The sequence below is a fragment of the Brevibacillus sp. HD3.3A genome, from assembly GCF_013284375.2.
Lineage (GTDB): Bacteria > Bacillota > Bacilli > Brevibacillales > Brevibacillaceae > Brevibacillus > Brevibacillus parabrevis.
This window is the reverse complement of sequence record NZ_CP085874.1, coordinates 5,299,551-5,318,155: the sequence shown is the minus strand read 5'-3', so window position 1 is coordinate 5,318,155 and position 18,605 is coordinate 5,299,551. Positions and strand designations below refer to the sequence as shown.

18 protein-coding genes and 1 pseudogene are annotated in these 18,605 nt (G+C 48.7%); 17 read left to right on the top strand and 2 right to left on the bottom strand.

All coding sequences use genetic code 11. The features are described 5' to 3' along the window. Nucleotides 1-7 precede the first annotated feature (7 nt). The 8 genes from HP435_RS24845 (at nucleotide 8) to HP435_RS24810 (ending at nucleotide 7,001) form a co-directional block, all read left to right on the top strand. A complete protein-coding gene (locus HP435_RS24845; RefSeq protein WP_122966542.1) occupies nucleotides 8-934 on the top strand; it encodes a glycine betaine ABC transporter substrate-binding protein in 927 nt (308 codons plus the stop codon). Between the two features lie 218 nt (nucleotides 935-1,152). Next, complete coding sequence (locus HP435_RS24840) at nucleotides 1,153-1,350, top strand: hypothetical protein (RefSeq protein ID WP_129552174.1); 198 nt, start codon at nucleotides 1,153-1,155, stop codon at nucleotides 1,348-1,350. Between the two features lie 161 nt (nucleotides 1,351-1,511). Beyond that, nucleotides 1,512-2,378, top strand: a complete 867-nt coding sequence (locus HP435_RS24835) for an McbB family protein (protein WP_122966543.1) — start codon at nucleotides 1,512-1,514, stop codon at nucleotides 2,376-2,378. Beyond that, the gene (locus HP435_RS24830; protein ID WP_167470389.1) at nucleotides 2,371-3,201 is read left to right on the top strand and encodes a nitroreductase family protein; all 831 of its coding nucleotides are present in this window, start codon (nucleotides 2,371-2,373) and stop codon (nucleotides 3,199-3,201) included. Before HP435_RS24835 ends, HP435_RS24830 begins: the two co-directional genes overlap by 8 nt. After that, nucleotides 3,191-4,270, top strand: coding sequence for a YcaO-like family protein (locus tag HP435_RS24825; RefSeq protein ID WP_122966545.1), 1,080 nt, complete (start codon nucleotides 3,191-3,193; stop codon nucleotides 4,268-4,270). Before HP435_RS24830 ends, HP435_RS24825 begins: the two co-directional genes overlap by 11 nt. 12 nt (nucleotides 4,271-4,282) lie before the next feature. Further along, the gene (locus HP435_RS24820; RefSeq protein WP_122966546.1) at nucleotides 4,283-5,395 is read left to right on the top strand and encodes a YcaO-like family protein; all 1,113 of its coding nucleotides are present in this window, start codon (nucleotides 4,283-4,285) and stop codon (nucleotides 5,393-5,395) included. An 82-nt stretch (nucleotides 5,396-5,477) separates the two neighbouring features. Further along, a complete protein-coding gene (locus tag HP435_RS24815; protein ID WP_122966547.1) occupies nucleotides 5,478-6,236 on the top strand; it encodes an ABC transporter permease in 759 nt (252 codons plus the stop codon). A 27-nt stretch (nucleotides 6,237-6,263) separates the two neighbouring features. Then, nucleotides 6,264-7,001, top strand: coding sequence for an ATP-binding cassette domain-containing protein (locus tag HP435_RS24810; RefSeq protein ID WP_122966548.1), 738 nt, complete (start codon nucleotides 6,264-6,266; stop codon nucleotides 6,999-7,001). A gap of 173 nt (nucleotides 7,002-7,174) precedes the next feature. Here the strand turns inward: HP435_RS24810 and HP435_RS24805 are convergent, their stop codons facing one another. Next, the gene (locus HP435_RS24805) at nucleotides 7,175-7,405 is read right to left on the bottom strand and encodes a hypothetical protein (protein WP_229049997.1); all 231 of its coding nucleotides are present in this window, start codon (nucleotides 7,403-7,405) and stop codon (nucleotides 7,175-7,177) included. Between the two features lie 15 nt (nucleotides 7,406-7,420). Continuing rightward, a pseudogene (locus HP435_RS24800) lies at nucleotides 7,421-7,674 on the bottom strand (DUF1254 domain-containing protein); the annotation flags it as partial. Nucleotides 7,675-8,084: 410 nt separating this feature from the next. On the opposite strand from HP435_RS24800, the gene HP435_RS24795 reads away from it, so the two are divergent. From HP435_RS24795 to HP435_RS24755, 9 genes are all read left to right on the top strand, one after another. Next, nucleotides 8,085-8,975, top strand: coding sequence for a DUF2167 domain-containing protein (locus HP435_RS24795; protein ID WP_229049752.1), 891 nt, complete (start codon nucleotides 8,085-8,087; stop codon nucleotides 8,973-8,975). Nucleotides 8,976-9,149: 174 nt separating this feature from the next. After that, on the top strand, nucleotides 9,150-9,761 hold the full coding sequence (locus tag HP435_RS24790; protein WP_122966556.1) for a DedA family protein: 612 nt from the start codon (nucleotides 9,150-9,152) through the stop codon (nucleotides 9,759-9,761). 122 nt (nucleotides 9,762-9,883) lie between these two features. Next, complete coding sequence (locus tag HP435_RS24785; RefSeq protein ID WP_229049975.1) at nucleotides 9,884-10,438, top strand: amine oxidase; 555 nt, start codon at nucleotides 9,884-9,886, stop codon at nucleotides 10,436-10,438. A gap of 95 nt (nucleotides 10,439-10,533) precedes the next feature. After that, entirely contained in the window at nucleotides 10,534-11,190 is a 657-nt protein-coding gene (locus HP435_RS24780; RefSeq protein ID WP_173596623.1) for an HlyD family secretion protein, read from the top strand. A 13-nt stretch (nucleotides 11,191-11,203) separates the two neighbouring features. Continuing rightward, nucleotides 11,204-12,763 carry a DHA2 family efflux MFS transporter permease subunit gene (locus HP435_RS24775; protein ID WP_173598566.1) on the top strand — a complete coding sequence of 520 codons (1,560 nt, stop codon included), beginning with the start codon at nucleotides 11,204-11,206 and terminating at the stop codon, nucleotides 12,761-12,763. 36 nt (nucleotides 12,764-12,799) lie between these two features. Next, nucleotides 12,800-13,945 (top strand): HlyD family secretion protein, encoded by a 1,146-nt coding sequence (locus HP435_RS24770; RefSeq protein ID WP_122966552.1) that lies wholly within the window; start codon nucleotides 12,800-12,802, stop codon nucleotides 13,943-13,945. Nucleotides 13,946-14,157: 212 nt separating this feature from the next. Beyond that, nucleotides 14,158-15,222 (top strand): AAA family ATPase, encoded by a 1,065-nt coding sequence (locus HP435_RS24765; protein ID WP_122966553.1) that lies wholly within the window; start codon nucleotides 14,158-14,160, stop codon nucleotides 15,220-15,222. 3 nt (nucleotides 15,223-15,225) lie between these two features. After that, nucleotides 15,226-17,031, top strand: coding sequence for a DUF2201 family putative metallopeptidase (locus HP435_RS24760; RefSeq protein ID WP_173596625.1), 1,806 nt, complete (start codon nucleotides 15,226-15,228; stop codon nucleotides 17,029-17,031). Between the two features lie 139 nt (nucleotides 17,032-17,170). Further along, nucleotides 17,171-18,586 carry a sigma-54 interaction domain-containing protein gene (locus HP435_RS24755; protein WP_122966765.1) on the top strand — a complete coding sequence of 472 codons (1,416 nt, stop codon included), beginning with the start codon at nucleotides 17,171-17,173 and terminating at the stop codon, nucleotides 18,584-18,586. The last annotated feature ends 19 nt before the right edge of the window (nucleotides 18,587-18,605 follow it).

Here is an 18,605-nt window from a genome sequence, read left to right as displayed (position 1 = left end):
GGTTTTCATGAAAAAAGCAACGTGGAAAGGTTTGGCTGTCGCATTGGGACTTGGATTGGTCATGGCGGGCTGCTCAAGTGCGGGCAGCTCCGAGGGTAACGGATCAACCAGCAGCAACAACGGTTCGGCTGCATCCAACGGTGTAGGCGCCGCAGTCGATCATAAAATCATCGGGATCGACCCAGGGGCAGGCTTGATGAAAGCGACCGAGAAAGTGCTCAAAGACTACGAGCTAAAAGACTGGGAGCTGGTCGAAGGCTCCAGTGCCGCGATGACGGCAGCTTTGACCCAAGCCTATAAAGACAAGAAGCCGATTATCGTGACGGGCTGGACGCCGCACTGGATGTTTTCCAAGTTTGAAATGAAATACTTGGAGGACCCAAAAGGAGTTTACGGAAAAGATGAGCAAATTCATACGGTCGTGCGGAAAGGCTTGAAGGAAGAACAGCCAAGCGCGTACGCTTTCCTCGATAAATTTTCCTGGACGCCAGCCGACATGGAGAAAGTGATGCTGGACATCGAAGGCGGCAAAAAACCGGAAGAGGCAGCAGCAGAGTGGGTGAAAGCAAACGAAGCTACTGTGAGCAAATGGGTGGAAGGCGTACAGCCAGCCAATGGTCAAAAGCTGACGCTTGCCTATGTCGCCTGGGATTCCGAGATTGCCAGCACGAATGTGGTGAAAACTGTTCTGGAGCAAAAGCTGAACTACAAAGTTGAACTGAGCCAAGTAGAAGCTGGCCCGATGTGGGTAGGCGTATCCAACGGCGATGTGGACGGCATGGTTGCAGCTTGGCTGCCAACAACACATGCTGACTACATGGAGAAGCTCGGAAAAGACGTAGAAGACCTCGGCCCGAATCTGGAAGGAACCAAGCTGGGTCTGGCTGTTCCGACTTACATGGATATTACGTCGATTGAGGATTTGAAGAAGTAAAAAAGCGATAAAGCCAATGGCGCAACAACGAAGAAAGCCAGCGTCGCAGGGGGAGTCATTCCTGCGAGGTTGGCTTTTTTTATGTAAGAAGAAAGGTGAGTTAAAAATTTGTAATTATTAATTTATTTTTCTTTTATTTACAAAAAAAGATTACTTTTTTACTATTTAGTTGATGGTATTTTTAACCATCAATAACTTTTATTAGGGGTGAAAGAATCGTGGAAAAAGAAATTGTTCGCGGAGCAAACAAGGAAATCATTGGGGATGGAGGTATGTTAGGAATTTCGAAGTTTGGAGTTGGTTCAAATTTCAATACTATTCAATCTCTGACAGATAAAAATAAGGGGGGCCGATTGTGCGCTTCTTCCTCTTCTTCAAGTAGTGGTGCTGCCACTATCGGTAAAAATAACCGATAATTCTTATTTTGCCGGGGAAGACATCGTTTCAACATGAAGTTTATTTAAGCCAAATTCAAAATGGAGCTTATTGACAACAATAGTTACCCGCTATTTTGAATTTGGCTATCTACATAACTTTTAAAAGAGTAGAACAAAAAATAAAATGATGGTGAATTAATATGACTTCTAATTATCGGATCAACAGATTTCTGTGTCATTCCTTACAGAATGGAGATGTAGTAGTTCAAACTGCAAATGGAGTAATGAAGATTCATGATAAAGATCTCATTGATTTAATTCAATCGTGGGATCGAACTGGCAAGAAAGAAATTTCAGAGTCTGTGCTTGAACAAATTTTCAAAGAAGAAAAAGAGGAGGTTATTGGTTTTCTAGCAAGCAATGGGTTAATACGTACAGTGAAAGAAAAAATGCTCCGAATAGATTCCGTTACTATTATGACCAATGATGATTTTTTAAGGTCAATATTAATGAATACATTAGTTGAAGATTTTCAAGAGAATCTGGCAATCACGTCACTTTCAGTTGATGACATGCAGCCTTGCGAGGAAAATGAATTATCCCTTGTATTTCTAAATCCCTATAACAAAAGTTTAGGAAAAAGAATCAGGGATAGACATATGGAATCAAGCAACTCTTATTTATTGATGAGTTATATATACAACAATAAATTTTATATGGACTCGCTTTATAACCGTAATTGGGTTAATCCATGTCATTGTTGCCATATAGGTCATATTGAATCGCATATGAGAATTGGAAGTGCTGATAATTTAACTTATCAGCAAGTCATTGACATGCTGTATTCTCTGGAGGAAGACATCAAAATCGGCGTTCCTTTAACCAATAGCCAACGAGTTATTATTGCATCATGTTTGATTAAGCGTATGCAATTACTTTTTCATGATTTTACTTACTCAAAAATTCATCATGAAGATATTAATAGAGCGATGGTCATGAAACTGGATAATTTTAAAAAATATGAAGATACTTCGATTCATTGGGAGTTGTGTGATTGTTATGAATAACATAAGTGAAGATTTATTAGTAGAGCAGAGAAGAAAGAATGATTTTGCGAATCATTTACAAGCAGAAGTTCTCTCTAATAGTTTATTGGATCAAGTTGTTAAGATGCATCAGGAAGGATGCTGGATATCAGAAATAATGTATGAATATGAGGAAGAGCTACTAGAGTGGATGGAATTAGTGGAATTTACAGATATTATACCGAAGTATTACGAAAAATCATTCCAATTTCAAATTGAACAAAAAACTATTGAACGCACTAGGAGCTGCCGAACATTTAAAGAGAATTGGAACATAAATGCGGATGATTTTGGGACCATCCTTCGAGACTCATTCGGCAGATTTTCCAACACTTTAACCAAGAACTATCCTTCTGCTGGAGGCTTGTATCCGGTTTTACCGCTCGTATATGTATTTGACGAAGGTGTCTTAAAAGGGATTTCTGTTAAAGGATGCTATTTGTTTCATTCCTCGAAAAATGAACTGATTTTACTTAAAGAATACGATGAGGAACTTTTAAATTTAGTAATCAATCAAATTAACCCTTCTGACCGAAGTTTATTTTCTAAAATCGCTATTGGCTATGCCATTGATTTAAAAAGAGCTATCACCAAATACAGAAAACGAGGGTACAGATACGCATTAATTGAAATTGGCGCAATGTGTCAGAGTTTCAGGGAGACATTAAGTAGGTTTGACAGTAGCTTAGGTGAATTTTGTTTTGCGGGGTTTAATGACAATGCCTTGACTCATTTATCTGGCTTAAACGCAAGATTAGCGCCAGTAACATTAATTCAGTGGTTTGGTGAAAGAAATGATATTTGATGTGTCGAAAAGAAACTTTGGTTACAAGGACTCACTCTTCAACAATAGACCAGTTTATTTAGCGACTTCAAGAATCGGAACATTCAGGAGGGAAGACGGTGGAATAGGACCAGTAGATTGTGGCGCTATTTCTCAAAGAAAAAGAAAGTCAGTTTTAAAGGCGTTTTCTGAATCAATAGAGCGCAGAGCATTAGTAATTGGAGCTAGAGGGGACGCCATTGAGGGTTTGGCAGAATCGTTTGACATAATGAATCGTAAGGTTGCAAAGATCCCTAGACGATTTACGCAACTATGCAAGGAAGATTCTATCGTTTGTGATACCACGGGTACAGCAGCACACTTTAATAGTAAGCTGGCTCAATCAAATGCAATTAAAGAATTATTAGAGAAAAATTCAACGTTTCTTTTTTGGTATGGGAGACAAGGGAAAAAAATTGATTTATCTCAACACTATTCTATATACGTTAGTCTTTTTCAAGCAGAAGGATATCAAGTACAAGCATACGTAGAAGAGACATTTAAACCATTAAAAGTAGTATTTGTTTTTGCAAAGAATGCAAATCACATTACTCCCTTTACTTTTATGACAGGAGTAGGCTCAAGTATTTCTCTTTCGAATGCTATTCACAAGGGCTTGTCAGAAGCATATTTACTAAAAAACGTTTATGATGACTATTTTTATAGATACCAACTTGAAGGGCTTGAACCGAGTTCGTACACGGCGATTGTCCTAAAAGCCCAAACTGATAGCGAATGTCTAAAACACCTTGAACTGTTCAACAAGCTGGATACTTATCAAGAAGTGGACGAAGATATCACGCTGTCTGAAGCCGAGGTAGAAACTGATCTGATTGTGAAAAATTTACCAGTTTGGGTCAAAGAGTTGCACACTACAGTTTTATATCAAACCGTAAATAAAAATCTAATTATCATTAAAGCATATTCGCCTAATCTCTATAATCATGTTGCACTGAAAACGTATATTGATCTTGATAGAGATGTGAACAGGTATACAGTTAATTTAACTCAGGATACTTTGAATCATATACCAACGTGTCCAATATTATAAAGGAGCTTTTCCATGTATTATGTAACGAATAGTCCCAATCATGGACATGCTTTTGTGGCAAATCGAATATGGATAAACAAAGAAATATTTCAGTGCGGGTATTCCAATTGTTATGTAGATTGTGCAATACACAAAGCTGCCTATGGAAATTCAGTGAAGAATAACAGCAGGAAAGCAATGGCTGCTGCAATTGGGGAACACCTTGAAAGGCTAGCGCTTTTTGCCCCAAGGATGAAGGCAATTCAGGAAAATGGTAGCGCCAGCACAGAAGCCTTTAATTTAATAACTGGAGATACAATAAAAATACCTTTGGATTTTGTCATTTTAGAGTATGGCCATCCGATTTTTAAAGATAAAGATATGCATAGCTCTTTCAGTGATACTTGTGGAGTAGCTTCACATACTTCCAGTGCTTATGCAATAGAAGCAGCATTTTTAGAATTTATCGAAAGACAGTCGCTAATACATACATGGTTAACTAAGAAAGCAGGAAGATTACTATCATTAAAATTATTGGAAAAACAAATCGTTTGCAATATTATACAAATGAGCAAGACATATAAAGGAATTCAGGAGTTTTACTTGGTTGATATTTCAATAACGGATGACGTCCATGTCGTACTAGCTTTAGGTTTTGGAAAAGAGTCTTTCAGTATTGGGGCAGGGGCACATTGGAATCTGTTAGATGCGGTTAATCGAGCCATGAACGAGTATTTTCAATTTATGACTGGTTTTTGGGGAAGGGAGAACGAGGGGGAAAGTATAGACGGCGACTTGTATTATGACTTTTGTAACTCATTAAGCCCAGAGAAATTTCGAGAAGAATACGCATTCTTGACTGATAATAAAAGGCAGCTTGAGGAGAATATTCCCTTAACGAAAACATCTCAAATAGACACGTTCATTGAAAGAGTTCAAAGAGTGGTAAATGATCTAGATATTTCTGTTTACGCAACGTGTGTTCCTGAAACAATGGAATTCAACACAAAGGTTGTTAAAGTATTCTCACCTGATTGTTATCCGCATATGAATACGGCTTTACTTGATCCACAAAAATATCGCTTCTCCAGAAAATTTGATCGATCTATATATAAAAACTTGAACAAGCTGATTCCGTTCCCATAAGAAACACTTACATGGTTTGCTCAAGGATTCATTACGTTCAAAAATGTAAAAAAAATCAAAAAGAGAAAGGAAAAGGGACCGAATGCTTAGAAAATCATACGAATTTTTTATCGTATTTATCAAGTCGATGATCGATGAAAAAATTGCGTTAGCCTGGTCGATCCTGTTGCCTCTGTTGTTGTTTTTTTCTATCAATTACAGTTGGTTTCACGCCAAGCCGGATGTTTCGAAAGCTGTTTATTACTACGCCAGCTTTTGGGCCTTCTCTGCGGTGCTGGTAGTGTTTAACGGGATTGGGCTAAGATTAACCGATTTTCGAGAATTAGGCATCCTGAAAAGTTTTGTCTTCATCTGCGGTTCAAAAGTTCCTATTATCGTGGGACTTTTACTCAGTCAAATTGTTTTTGGGCTGGTTAGTCTTGCTTTGTTTACGCTTGTTATTTCCATCGTCTTTGATTACCCTATTTTTCTTCTGTTTTTCACGGCTGTGTGTACCTATCTAGTTGTTTTACTCCCGCTGTTTATGTTGTCGCTATCAATCGCAAGCTTGTCGGTAAGAGCGTCGTCTGCCTATACGCTTGTCAATATGCTGATTTTTCCGGCGACGTATTTGGCTATCTATCGTGGCGAGTCTACCGATTTTTTCACTACTATCCTTTACTATTTAAATCCGGTTGAATATGTGTTTCGCTTTTCCGTGTTTACCTATGATGCATTGACCAATAACCTTCACCTGAATAGTAACCACCTGTTTCTTTTGGTCATTTCGCTGGTCTACATCGCGATTGGGGTCATTGCATGGTCGAAAATAAAAATCGCTTCAACCGTAAGAAGAACCTAATCTAAAACAGGAAAGAGTGGAGAACAGATGATTGAATTAAAAAATATATCGTTTTCCTACCCGAAGAGTGAAAAGAAAGCGATCAATCAACTGAATATGAAACTGGAAGCAGATAAGGTCAATGTGGTCATTGGCCTGAATGGGGCAGGGAAAACAACGCTTTTTGATTTGCTGACGGGAGTGTTGGCGATTCAGGAGGGCGCGATTGACGGAATCCCGCAAGCGACAGAAATCGTATATCAAACGCAAAGCTTGTACTTTTCCCCCATTTTGAAAGGCAGGGACATTGCGCGACTTATTTTACATATAGCGGACAGAGCGTTCGATAAAAATCCGGAGAGGTGTTTGTCTCTGATGGATGACCGAGAAAGAGAACTGGTCAGGGAGCTTTGGAATCGGAAGTTTGGGCAAATGTCTGTTGGCGAAAGGAAGTGGCTGCTCGTCACCTTGTTTGCCGAGATTAACAAAAGCTTCTATTTGTTTGACGAGCCAACGAGTGGGGTTGACCCTTCGGCCAGATTAAAAATATTGAACAAGATTGCGGGCATAGCCAAAAAAGCCGGGCACACCGTTATGATGTCGACTCATCAATTGCAGGAGCTGGAATTTATCGATTGCAAAATTTTCATTCTTCATGCGGGGAATGTGAAGTATGCAGGCTCCTACCAGGATTTGCTGACTACGTACAATACCCCTAATCCGGACAAGGCGTTTCAGTACTGTATCGAAAGCGATGACCGCCCCATGGGAATTGCCCATTACTAACTCCATTCGCTATATAAGCAAAAGGCATTGTCGGCGGAAGAGAGACAATGCCTTTTCGCTGTTCAGGCTGAACGCAAACCGGATTTGCTGCTTAACGCTCCCAAGTCTTCGTTAGTTCAATAGCGGGCCAGACTTGCTGCTTGCGGAAGCTGGCGGGACCGATGGCTTGCGGGTCAAAAGCCTTTAGCCGCGCTGATCCCGATGAGCGCAAACTGGTCGAGCAGGGTGCGGTCGCATTCCGGGGGCGGGGTGCTGCGAAGCATCTCTGCCATCACTTGAAAAAAAGCCAAAGATGTCCACGCATCTGGTTGGGTAGCGAGGGAGAGCGACAGGGCGGGCGGCTCTTTGGCTGCGGCCAGCGGTGCTAGAGCAAACTGCTTCTCGAAGGCGACAACCTGCGGCAAGTCGGCGTCCCTCTTCACCTCCACACGGCCGATGAGCCAGACGTTACGGGTCGGGGCCGTATCACGGGCGTATGCGGCGGAGGATTTCCTTTCCAGTTCGGGCCAACGAGCAAGTAGCGTGCTGCCTCCTGCCGGGTTGAGCGGTTGGAGACGTTGCGAAACGTATTCGTGTACACGTCCAGCATTTGCATGGTAAAGTAACGGTTTTGCGGATTGGCGGGCACGCTCAGCAAGACAGGCGTTCGGGACAAGTCAAGCCAGGCGCTCATGTACAGCGTATCGGAGTTGGGCGTGACGATATCCCGGTAGGGGGGAGTCGCAAGCGAGTAGTCTGGGGAATAGTGCTATTTTTCTGCACCGTGCTGCGTTTTTATACCAAATCGAACAGCCACCTAAAAGCCGCTCTCCATGGTGGCGCCCCACTGTTCCCCCATCATTCATGGCTTCACCCGATTCATCCGTAGTTCACATGGAGAACAGCATAAGTGCAGCCAGGCTTTTGTGTGAAAAACGCCCTATAGATAATGAGGAAAAAGTAACAGAAAAACAAATCATTAACCAATTATATCCAGTTAATTTGAATCAATTTTCCCTGTAATTTCTAAATTCTCTTTGAAATAGGAAAATGATCCCGGTAAGATGAGGAGGTTCTTGAATAAACAGGATTGAGGGGTCAGGCATGAAAAGACGAAGTTGGCTATCATTTTTAGTTGTAAGCATGTTTGTGTTCGGAAGTGTCCTGCCTGCGAGTGCGGCAGGGAACTACAACGTTGTCGAGAGCGGAACGAAAGTAGAAATGGAAGGGAAGTTCTCCTTCACAGTCCCGGAAAATATGATCTTTCTCAATAAAGACGACACGATCAAAATGGAGAAAGAAAATGGCGACATCCCGACCATGAACGAAATCGGGAGCGTCCATCCGATCGAAGACAGCGAAAATTGGGCGTTGTTTATCGAATACGAAGACACCGGACATATTAGCGACGACGAGCAAAACGAAATCAATGCCGAAGAACTGCTGCAAAGCTACAAGGACGGCACCGAGGAAGCGAACAAGCAAAGACAGCCGGAGGAGCAGTTTCATGTGATCGGCTGGAATGTAAAGCCGTCCTATAACGCGGCGACGCATGAACTGGAATACTCCATGCTTGCGGAAACCGCGCAGAAAACCCAGTTTTTGAACTACAAGCTGCAAGTTTTGACGCGTACCGGCCATGTTTCTTTCATTCTTGTGACGGACGTTCCAGCGCTCGCGAAGGACAAGCAGACATTGCGGGAAAAAATCTTGAAAAACTTCGTCGTAAAAGAAGGCCAGCGCTACAGCGATTTTGACGCCAAGACAGACAAGGTCGCTGAATACGGGCTGACTGGCTTGATTCTCGGAGGCTTGGGCGTTGCCGCTGCGAAGAAGCTGGGCTTCCTCGCCCTGATTCTCGCCTTTGCCAAAAAAGGTTGGATTATTATCGTCGTGCTGTTGGGCGCGATTGGCGGCTTCGTGAAAAAGCTGTTCAACAAAAAGAAAAACAACGCTGCACCGACCGATTCGGACGAGGAAAAACCGTCCGCGTAAAAGCTCGACAAAACAAAGAACGATTGCCAAAAAGACAGCCGGATTTTTCGCTTTGGGCGAGAACGAGGCTGTCTTTTTCATGCGGAAAGGGAGAGCGGAAAGGGGCGAATCTCGCAAAAAAATCAAGAATGACAAGCAGGCAGGAGGGAATACAATGGAAGAGGAAAACGTTTTTTGGAGGTAGCCGTGGAACAGCACCTGGACTTTTTTGTGATGAAATACGGATATGTGGGCGTGTTTTTTTCGCTTGCGCTTGGGGTGATCGGGCTGCCGATTCCCGATGAAGTCTTGATGACGTATACCGGATACGCTGTGTCGCGCGGGGTTTTGCAGATGCCGTTTGCCGTGCTGAGCGCTTTTTTGGGAGCGGCCGCAGGCATCACCGTCAGCTACTTGATCGCGTCCAAATGGGGGTTGCCGCTTTTGCTCAAAGTGGGGCCATATTTGCATTTGAATCCGAAAAAGATCGAGTCCACGCAAAAGCTGTTCGCCAAGTACGGCACCTTTTTGTTGATTGTCGGCTACTTTTTGCCGGGTGTCCGCCACATCACGGCTTACTTGGCAGGGATGTCCGGGATGAAGTATCGCGTCTTCGCGGTGTTTGCCTATACGGGAGCTTTTTTGTGGAGCATCACTTTCTTGCTTTTGGGCAGAGCGCTGGAAAAAGAATGGTTCAAAGTCACCGTCTATGTCAGGCATTACGGCTTGACGTTTTTGCTGATTGGCGGGGCGATTGCCATTGCGTGGTACTTGTTGGTGAAGTACAGACAAAGCGTGAAGACATGACAGGAAAAAAATGTTGAAAAAAGGCTTTACAAACCGACGGTCGGTTTGTATTATTAGATCAGAAAGCAATGACTGATTCCATCATTCATAAAAAAGGTGACGAGGAGAGTTGTACCGTGATCATGACTTTGTTCTGGATCTTTATCGACTTGATCCCATTTATCGTAGCGTTTCAAGTGCAGCCGCCGACACTCGGGTTTGCCATCGGCTTCGTTCTCGCCCTGCTGATCTATTTGTTTCAGAAAAAGCGATTCGGGGAAGTGACGACGATTATCGCGATCAAAGTATTTTACTTCTTTTGCGGCTTCTGGATTGCCTTGTTCTTCCCTGTGTTTCATCTGTTCGACTTTACCCAATTGTTCATGTACGCGATTCTTGCCCTGGCAGCCATCTGGTCGCTGTGCATCAAAAAGCCGTTTACGCTTCAATACGCGAAAAAAGTAGTGCCGGAGAGCTTCACCACGCATCCGCTGTTTCTCGCCTCGAATTTTTGGTTGACACTTATCTGGGCTGTTGTGTTCGCACTCTCGCTCGTTTGCTCCGTACTGTTTGCGCTCGCGATGATTTCCGGAGAAACAGGCGTTTTGCTGGTCAATATTTGGAACATCGTCGGGATCGCCGCTACCATCCTCGTGCGTCCAGTAGTGAAGCGTTACTTTTTGAAAAAGCAAGCCTGAGACGAGGCATCGCATGAACGTGCGAGCCTGATATTTTACCCACTCACAAACCGACAGTCGGTTTGTGAGTGCGAACAAGGAGGCAATCACCTGTTATGGAAAAGAAAAAACGCAATCCGAAGCTGATTTTGGCCGCCGTTTTTCTGCTGGTCGTCGCTGTAGTCGGCTACTACGGTTACCAGAGCTATTTTTACGTCAAAACGGAAGATGCTGTCGTGACGGGCGAGATTTACAAAATTGCCCCCAAGGTGGCCGGAAAGCTGACGCATGTGACGGTCGATGTCGGCAGTCAGGTGCAAAAAGACGAGATCGTGGCTGAACAGGAGCAAGTCAACGCGGCAAGTCCGACCCAGGTGGACAGCTTGATGGTCCGTTCCCCGATCGACGGCGTGATTTTGCAAAGAGCCGCCAAGGAAGGCGAGGTCATTGGTGCGGGCAACACGTTGGCGCTGGTCGTCGACAAGCGGAAGCTGTACGTGGAAGCGCATGTGGAGGAAGCAGAAGCGGGCTATATCCAGGTCGGGCAGCCGGTCGATATCGTGCTGGATAAATACCCGGGGCAAACGTTCCGCGGAACGGTCAATCGCATCGGCGAAGCTACCCAGTCGACATTTTCCTTGCTGCCGCTAGTGAATGCGAGCGGAAACTTCACCAAAGTAACCCAGCGCATCGCTGTAAAAATTACGTTTGACGAGGGGCCGTACGACTTTCAGCCAGGTTTGAATGCCAATGTGTCCATCCACGTGCGATAAGGATGTGTAGCCGATGAGTCCTCAAGAAAATTTTTGGCCGGGTGTGTTTGCGATCGTGCTTGGTACGTTCATGGCTGTGCTCGATACGAGCATCGTCAATGTGGCGATTCCGGAAATGATGAATGTGTTCGGGGCGTCGACGGAGGAAATTCAATGGGTCGTGACCAGCTATACATTGACGATGGCTGCTGTCATTCCGCTGGCCGGGTTTTTGGGTATCCGGTTCGGCATCAAAAAAAGCTATCTCGCCAGCCTGTTCCTGTTCACACTCGGTTCGCTGCTGTGCGGTCTGGCTGTCAGCAACGGGACGATGATCGCGGCGCGAATCATTCAGGCGGCAGGCGGCGGACTGATGATGACGATCGGGCAATCGATGATTCAATTCGTCGTCCCGCGCGAAAAAATCGGCCCAGCCATGGGAGTATTCGGCATCTCGGTCTTTGTCGCTCCCGCTGTCGGGCCGACGTTAAGCGGCTATTTCGTCGAGCATCTCGACTGGCGATTCATTTTCACGGTGAACATTCCGTTTGGCATTTTGGCGATGTTTCTGGTGTGGCGCTGCTTGCAGGAAAGCGAAGCGAATCGTAAACAGCCTTTTGATCTGCAAGGGTTTGTCTGGTCGGCTGTAGCGCTGGTGAGTCTTCTGCTCGCCGTGACGAAAGGCGAGGAGTACGGCTGGGACTCTTTTACGATCGTATCGTTGCTGATGAGTGCCTTGATCTGCGGGTACATGTTCGTGATGCGAGAGCTGTCGACGGCTCATCCGCTGGTCGATGTGCGGCTGTTCGCCAATCGGCAGTTTACGCTCGGGCTTTTGGTAAACAGTCTGATTATGGTCGGCAATTTCGGCGTCATTTACCTGCTGCCGATCTATTCGGAGAACATGCTCGGTCGCACGGCGATGGATACCGGGCTGATGATGCTGCCGCAAGCGATTGCCTCCGGGATCGTCACGCCGATATGCGGCATGCTGGCGACGCGCATCGGTTTGAAGCCTTTGATTGTCGTCGGTCTCGCTTTATGCATCGTGCCCGGATATTTTTTAACCCAAGTCGATTTGAACACCAGCATGTCGACGATTCACTGGCTGCTTGCCTTGCGCGGGATCGGACTCGGCATGTGCCTGATGACTTCCATGCAAATTCCGCTGGTGGCTGTATCTGAGCCGGAACGAGTGCCCGCAGCTTCGGTGATCACGAATATTTCTCGGCAAGTTGCTACCTCGATCGGCATTGCCGGATTGATTTCCTTGTTTACCAGAAGAGGCGCGGTGCACGCGGCACAAATGGGCGAGCAGGTCACGACCACGCGGCAATCCGTCGTGGAGACGCTGTCCCAATGGCAGCAAATGTACGTGGCAAAAGGCATGTCGCTTTCGGAAGCCTATTCGTCGGCTGTCGGATTGCTCGGTCAACTCGTGCGAAAATACGCGGCAATCGCTGCGCTGCAAGACAGTTTGTTCGTGGCGGTTCTCGTGCTGGTAGCGGCGTTTTTGACCATGCTGATTGTGAAAGAAAACAAGGCCGCTCTGCAAGCAGGCCAGGAAGCGAGTCGTTCGGCGATCGTAGATTGATCGATTTTTCCCCATCACTTATCAGGAGGGTTTCCCATGAAAAAGTATAAACAGCGGCTGGCTGTATTGGCAGGAAGCGTCGCAATGATCTGCCTGGCTGGTTGCGGATCGGTGCAGCCTGTGGCATTGTCGACAGACACTGTCCAAGGGGCGCAGGCGACAGCGAAAGAAGCGGGGACGCATGTGTTCAGCGGAAAAATGGTCGGGATTGAAGAGGTGACGATTTTCCCCAAGACAGCGGGCAGAGTGAAAGCCGTTCTTCACGATACAGGCGACCGGGTAGAAGCAGGTGCTCCGCTTGTGGAGATGGAGACAGTCGAGCTTGCGGCGAGTTTGAGCATGGCCAAAGCGGAGCTTGCCATGGCACAGGCGAAGTGGGAGGAAGCGAAAAAAGGGCCGAGAGCGGAAGACTTGCAGTACGCAAAAGCGGGCTGGCAACAGGCTGCAAGCAAGTATGAAGAAGTGAAAAACGGCAAGCGGCCCGAGGAGCTTTCCCAGCTTGCAGCGTCCGAACAGTCGGCGAAATCCGTCTACGAATCTGCCAAAGCCAAGTATGCGCGGGCCAAAGCTTTATACGAGCAAGGCGGCCTTTCCAGTCAGGGGCTGGACGATGCGCAGACCGCTTTGGCGCAGGCAGAAGCGCAGTACGTGCGAGCCGAGGAAGAGGTAAGGCTGGCCAAACAAGGGGTAACGAAGCCGGCGCTGCAATCGCTTGCCTCCAATGTCGACCAGATGAAGGCGATGTACGACAAAACGAAGAACGGGGCGACCAAGGAGCAGATTGCCCAATACGAGGCCAGCGTGCAGAAGGCGCAAGCAGCGGTAGCCAATGCCCAGTACCAGTTGGATAACGCTACGCTGAAAAGTCCGATCAGCGGCTACATCAGTACGAAAAATGTGCAGGCAGGCGAAATGGCGAATGCAAACACAGCCGTTATGAGCGTGGTCAACACGGATCGGCTGTATGTCGTCATCGGCGTTTCCGAGACAGACATTGCCCGTTTTTCCCCTGAGCAACAAGTCGATGTGGCGATTGAGGCGATCGGGCAGCACGTCCAGGGGAAAGTGGCGCGAATCAGCCCGAAAGCAGACCCGGGAACGAACATGTACACGGTGAAAATTGTCGTGAGCAACGCAAAAGGCAACCTGCGCTCAGGCATGACAGGGGTCGTCTCGCTTTGATCGCATCGGAAGGAAGTCGCGAAAGGTACGAAAAAAGCTCGCAGCAGCGTGAAGGCAATAAACGCTGCTGCGAGCTTTTTTCCTTGCCTGCTGTCCAGACATCTTGTAAAATTAGGAAATATTTGTGGTGTGACGGTCGCTAAAGCCAATGGAATACACGAAGGAAAGAGGTCGATTGCCGCTAACATTATTCGAACAAGAGAGGTATTGGAATGAATCTAGCCATCAACGTAACGCAAAATCAACTGATGGACGTGCTGCTCAATGTAGCTGTGGCCCGTCCCGTCTTTATTTGGGGAGCGCCGGGGATCGGGAAGTCCGCCCTTGTTGAGGCGTTTGCCCAGCAGGTAGGCTTGCCCTGCGTCTCCCTTTTGGGAAGTCAGCTGGCACCGGAAGATATTATCGGCGTCCCGCAAATTGTGGACGGCAAAAGCCGCTTTTGCCCGCCTGCCCAAATCGCGCGGGAAGAGCCGTACTGCCTCTTTCTCGACGAGCTGAATGCGTGTTCGCAAGAGGTGCAAAAAGCGTTTTACAGTCTGATTCACGAGCGCAGAATCGGGGATTACCACCTGCCGGAAGGGTCGATTGTGATCGGGGCGGGAAACCGTGCCCAGGACAGCGCGATTGTCAAGCCGATGTCGTCGGCGCTGATCAACCGGATGTTTCACGTGCAGCTGCTGGTTTCCCACGAGCAATGGCTGAATTGGGCGTATACAAACGGGATTCACTCGTACGTTCTGCAATTTTTGGAGGTGCGTCCCGATTATTTGTGGTCGCAGCCGCCGAAGACGGAAGAACCGTTTTCCACCCCGCGTTCCTGGCATATGCTGTCGGACGCGCTGCATGAGTTTGGCGATGGCCTGACTAGCGAAATGGTCGGTGTGCTCGCGTACGGTTGCCTGACGCCGCAGCATGCCGCGCAGTTCAAGGCTTTTCACAAGAACCTGCAAGGCAAGTACCAGCTTCATCGCATTTTGGAAGGAGAGACTTCTTTCCCGAGTGCGCCTGAGGATCGGGATGTGCTGTACTTTTTGGCCGATTCGTTCCGCGCCCAGATCAAAAAAGAGCTGCCGCAAGACAAAGCTTCCGTAAGCGATTTGCACAAGCGGTTTGCTCACCGGGCCAAAGCTTTGCTCAAGGATCTTTCGGCGATCTCGCTGGAGATGGCGCAGATGGTCGTCGCCCGCCACGACGACGGGGATGGGCTGCCGGACTGGTTTGTCGTTGAAGTCATCCGCGATTTGCCGCGCCTGGCTCTGGACAGAAAGGGCAAGTAGCCGATGGGAAAAGGAGCGAGAGCAAACACCGATCCCGCGACGCAAAACTATCAGCAGGCCGTCCAGTTTTTGGCGCATCATCCGATGTTCGGGCCGCTGTTCTCCCGCGCCGACCTGTTTCGCAGGGAGCACAATTTATGCCCGGACAACGGCTGGGCAGTCGTGACCAAGCACGGGAGCATACACGTCCATGCGAAGCGCAGGGGAGAGGTTGAGGAATGGATTTACGTCCTCGCCCATGCTCTGCTGCACCTTGGGTTTGGGCACTTTGTAGAAAAAAAGCATCCTGCTCTGTGGAACATCGCTTGCGATTGTTACGTCACCCGCTTTTTGAAGGACATGAAGCTGGGGAAGCCTCCTGCCGAGATGTCCTACGAGCTGGAGCTGTCCGGCAAGAGCGAGGAAGAGCTGTACGAATGGTTTGTCGAGCACGGCGTTCCCGAGCATTTGAAGCTGTTCGGAACAGGCGGGGAAAGACAGCCGGATATGCTGTTCACGGACAAATACGTGCGGTACAACTACAACCGGGACGTGAAGTGGGAGCGGCTTCTCGGCATCGGGCTATCCCAAGCCGTCCAGAGCGCTGTGAGCGTGGCGGGAGGATATGCCGATGCGCTGGGCAGCGAAGCGGTCAAGCTGACGGATGCGCAAAAAGCCAAGCGCTGGTTCATCAATCACTACCCGTTGCTTGCTTCGTTGGCCAGCCATTTCACGATTATCGAGGACTCCCTGATCTGTCAGCGCCTGCAAATATCGGTGGCTGCCATCGATGTGAACGCCGGAGAGATTTTCATCAATCCGGCGGCAGGGCTGGACGAGGAAGAATGCAAGTTCGTGATGGCGCATGAACTGCTGCACGCGGGCTTGCGCCACCATGAGCGTTGTCAGGGCAGGGACCCGTACTTCTGGAATGTAAGCTGCGACTACGTGATCAATCAATGGCTGATGGAGCTTGGAGTGGGGCGGTTTCCGCAGATTGGCGGGCTGTACGATCCCGATTTGAAAGGGCTGTCGGCCGAAGCCATCTACGATCGCATCGTCACGGATATGCGGACGTACCGCAAGTTGTACACGCTCAGAGGAATTGGCATGGGCGATATTTTGGACGGAGATGATCCGCGCTTTTGGGAAATGGGGCCGGGCACGACGCTGGATGACTTTTACCGCAGTGCCATGTCGCAAGGTCTGATCTATCACCAGGAGCGGGGCAGGGGGCTTTTGCCGGCAGGATTGGTGGAAGAAATCCGCGCCCTGGGTCAACCGCCGATCCCGTGGGATGTGCAGCTGGCACGCTGGTTCGACGAGCATTTTCCGCCATTGGAAAAGAGACGCACGTACGCTCGCGCCAGCCGCAGGCAATCCTCCACGCCGGATATTGCCCGCCCGGCCTGGGCGCATATGGAGACGGAGCAGTTGGCGCGTACGTTCGGAGTCGTGATCGACACGTCCGGATCGATGGGAACGAAGCTTTTGGGAAAAGCGTTGGGAGCGATTGCGAGCTACAGCGAGGCGCGCGATGTTCCGTATGCCCGTGTCGTCTTTTGCGATGCGCAAGCGTACGATGCCGGGTATCTTTCGCCCGACGACATCGCGGATCGCGTAAGTGTCAAGGGGCGCGGCGGTACGGTTTTGCAGCCGGGCATCGACCTGCTGGAGAAGGCCGACGATTTTCCCAAGGATGGTCCGATTCTCATCATTACAGACGGGGAGTGCGATCGGTTGCGGATTACGCGCAGCCATGCGTTCATGCTGCCAAAAGGAAGTCATCTGCCTTTTGTGGCGAAAGGCCCGATTTTTCGGATGGAATAAGGAAGCAGCATTGAAGCACCGTAATGGCGGTGCTTTTTTGCGTGGAAAAAACTTGGTGCAGGCTTTTGCTGGAACACGGGAGTGGCATGAGCTATTCTGTATAATAAATCTGAAAATATCGCAAACGGGGAGTGCAGGGATGACAGGACAGGAGAGCAAGGACAGAAAACTGCTGCTGCAAGAAGTCGAAGGGCTGTTGACGTTCATCGGCCAGCCGGTGCTGGTTGTGGATGCAAACGGTCGCGTCATGCATGCCAATCATGCGGCCGAGCACGTATGGCAACGTTCCCTGGCTGTCCTTTTGACGAAAAACTTGCAAGCTTTCGCGCCTTCTGCCAAGCTGCTCGACTTTGTGAAAAAGGGCAAGCCGCTGCGCGATTTTCCCGTGGAGATTGTCGACGGGAGCGGAAAACGCCTGCCTTGCCTCTGCCGACTGCATCCGTTGTACATCGGGCAACAGCCGGAAGGAGCGATCTTGCAGTTCACAGAGCAGCGCAAGGAGTCGGAGCAGGAAAAAAATCGGCGGTATGTCACGCGCTATACGTTTGCCGACATTCGCGGAAACAGCGAGGCGATCCGGGCGCTGAAAGACTCGGCAGCCAAAATTGCCAAAAGCGATTCGACGGTTCTGATTCGCGGAGAGAGCGGGACGGGCAAGGAAGTGCTCGCCCAGTCGATTCACGATGCCAGCTCGCGCCGCAGCGGGCCGTTTGTCGCCATCAACTGCGCGGCGATACCGGAAGCCTTGTTGGAAAGCGAATTGTTCGGCTACGAGGAAGGGGCTTTTACCGGAGCGAAAAAAGGCGGCAAGGCAGGGCGGTTCGAGCTGGCTTTGCACGGGACGCTGTTTCTCGATGAGATCGGCGATATGCCGCCGTTTTTGCAGGCCAAGCTGCTTCGCGTCCTGCAGGAGCGGCGAATCGAGCGGGTGGGCGGCTCAGAAAGCATCCCTGTCGATGTCCGGTTGATCGCAGCCACGCACAAGGATCTCGACGCGATGATCGTCAGCGGTCAGTTTCGCGAGGACTTGTACTACCGCTTGCACGTCATCCCGCTGCACGTACCGCCGTTGCGCGAGCGAAAAGACGACCTGTACGACCTGATCCACTACTATTTGAAGCTGTTTGCGGACAAGCTGGGCAAGGAATCGAAGCGCTTTTCCGCCCAGGCGTTGAAATGTTTGATCGACTACCACTGGCCGGGAAACATTCGCGAGTTGGAAAACACGCTGGAATACATCGTAAACCTGGAGATCGGCGACCTGGTGACGATCAGCAGTTTGCCTGCGATCATTCGCGGGAATCGCACCAGTGAAGAAGCGCTTGCTGTCCTGCCGCAAGCGCCGTCCGTGGCTGCGTCTGCGCATGCGTCTGTCCCGCCAGACGCTGTACCCATCCGACTGGGCGATTCAAGCGAGCAAGCGGAGGTACAGCTTCTGTTGCAAGCGATCCAGCAATTTGGCAAAAGCACCGAAGGGAAGCGGAAGGCTGCGGAGTTTTTGGGCATTAGCGTCGCTACCCTGTACAGACGCCTGCAAAAAATCAATCGCAAGTAGGCTTCTCCCACGCTGACAA

Coding starts and splice junctions, on each gene's coding strand:
- HP435_RS24760 (WP_173596625.1), top strand. CDS start 15,226: ATGGGAAAAGGAGCGAGAGCAAACACCGATCCCGCGACGCAAAACTAT.
- HP435_RS24830 (WP_167470389.1), top strand. CDS start 2,371: ATGAATAACATAAGTGAAGATTTATTAGTAGAGCAGAGAAGAAAGAAT.
- HP435_RS24835 (WP_122966543.1), top strand. CDS start 1,512: ATGACTTCTAATTATCGGATCAACAGATTTCTGTGTCATTCCTTACAG.
- HP435_RS24755 (WP_122966765.1), top strand. CDS start 17,171: ATGACAGGACAGGAGAGCAAGGACAGAAAACTGCTGCTGCAAGAAGTC.
- HP435_RS24810 (WP_122966548.1), top strand. CDS start 6,264: ATGATTGAATTAAAAAATATATCGTTTTCCTACCCGAAGAGTGAAAAG.
- HP435_RS24820 (WP_122966546.1), top strand. CDS start 4,283: ATGTATTATGTAACGAATAGTCCCAATCATGGACATGCTTTTGTGGCA.
- HP435_RS24765 (WP_122966553.1), top strand. CDS start 14,158: ATGAATCTAGCCATCAACGTAACGCAAAATCAACTGATGGACGTGCTG.
- HP435_RS24780 (WP_173596623.1), top strand. CDS start 10,534: ATGGAAAAGAAAAAACGCAATCCGAAGCTGATTTTGGCCGCCGTTTTT.
- HP435_RS24785 (WP_229049975.1), top strand. CDS start 9,884: ATGACTTTGTTCTGGATCTTTATCGACTTGATCCCATTTATCGTAGCG.
- HP435_RS24815 (WP_122966547.1), top strand. CDS start 5,478: ATGCTTAGAAAATCATACGAATTTTTTATCGTATTTATCAAGTCGATG.
- HP435_RS24770 (WP_122966552.1), top strand. CDS start 12,800: ATGAAAAAGTATAAACAGCGGCTGGCTGTATTGGCAGGAAGCGTCGCA.
- HP435_RS24795 (WP_229049752.1), top strand. CDS start 8,085: ATGAAAAGACGAAGTTGGCTATCATTTTTAGTTGTAAGCATGTTTGTG.
- HP435_RS24775 (WP_173598566.1), top strand. CDS start 11,204: ATGAGTCCTCAAGAAAATTTTTGGCCGGGTGTGTTTGCGATCGTGCTT.
- HP435_RS24825 (WP_122966545.1), top strand. CDS start 3,191: ATGATATTTGATGTGTCGAAAAGAAACTTTGGTTACAAGGACTCACTC.
- HP435_RS24845 (WP_122966542.1), top strand. CDS start 8: ATGAAAAAAGCAACGTGGAAAGGTTTGGCTGTCGCATTGGGACTTGGA.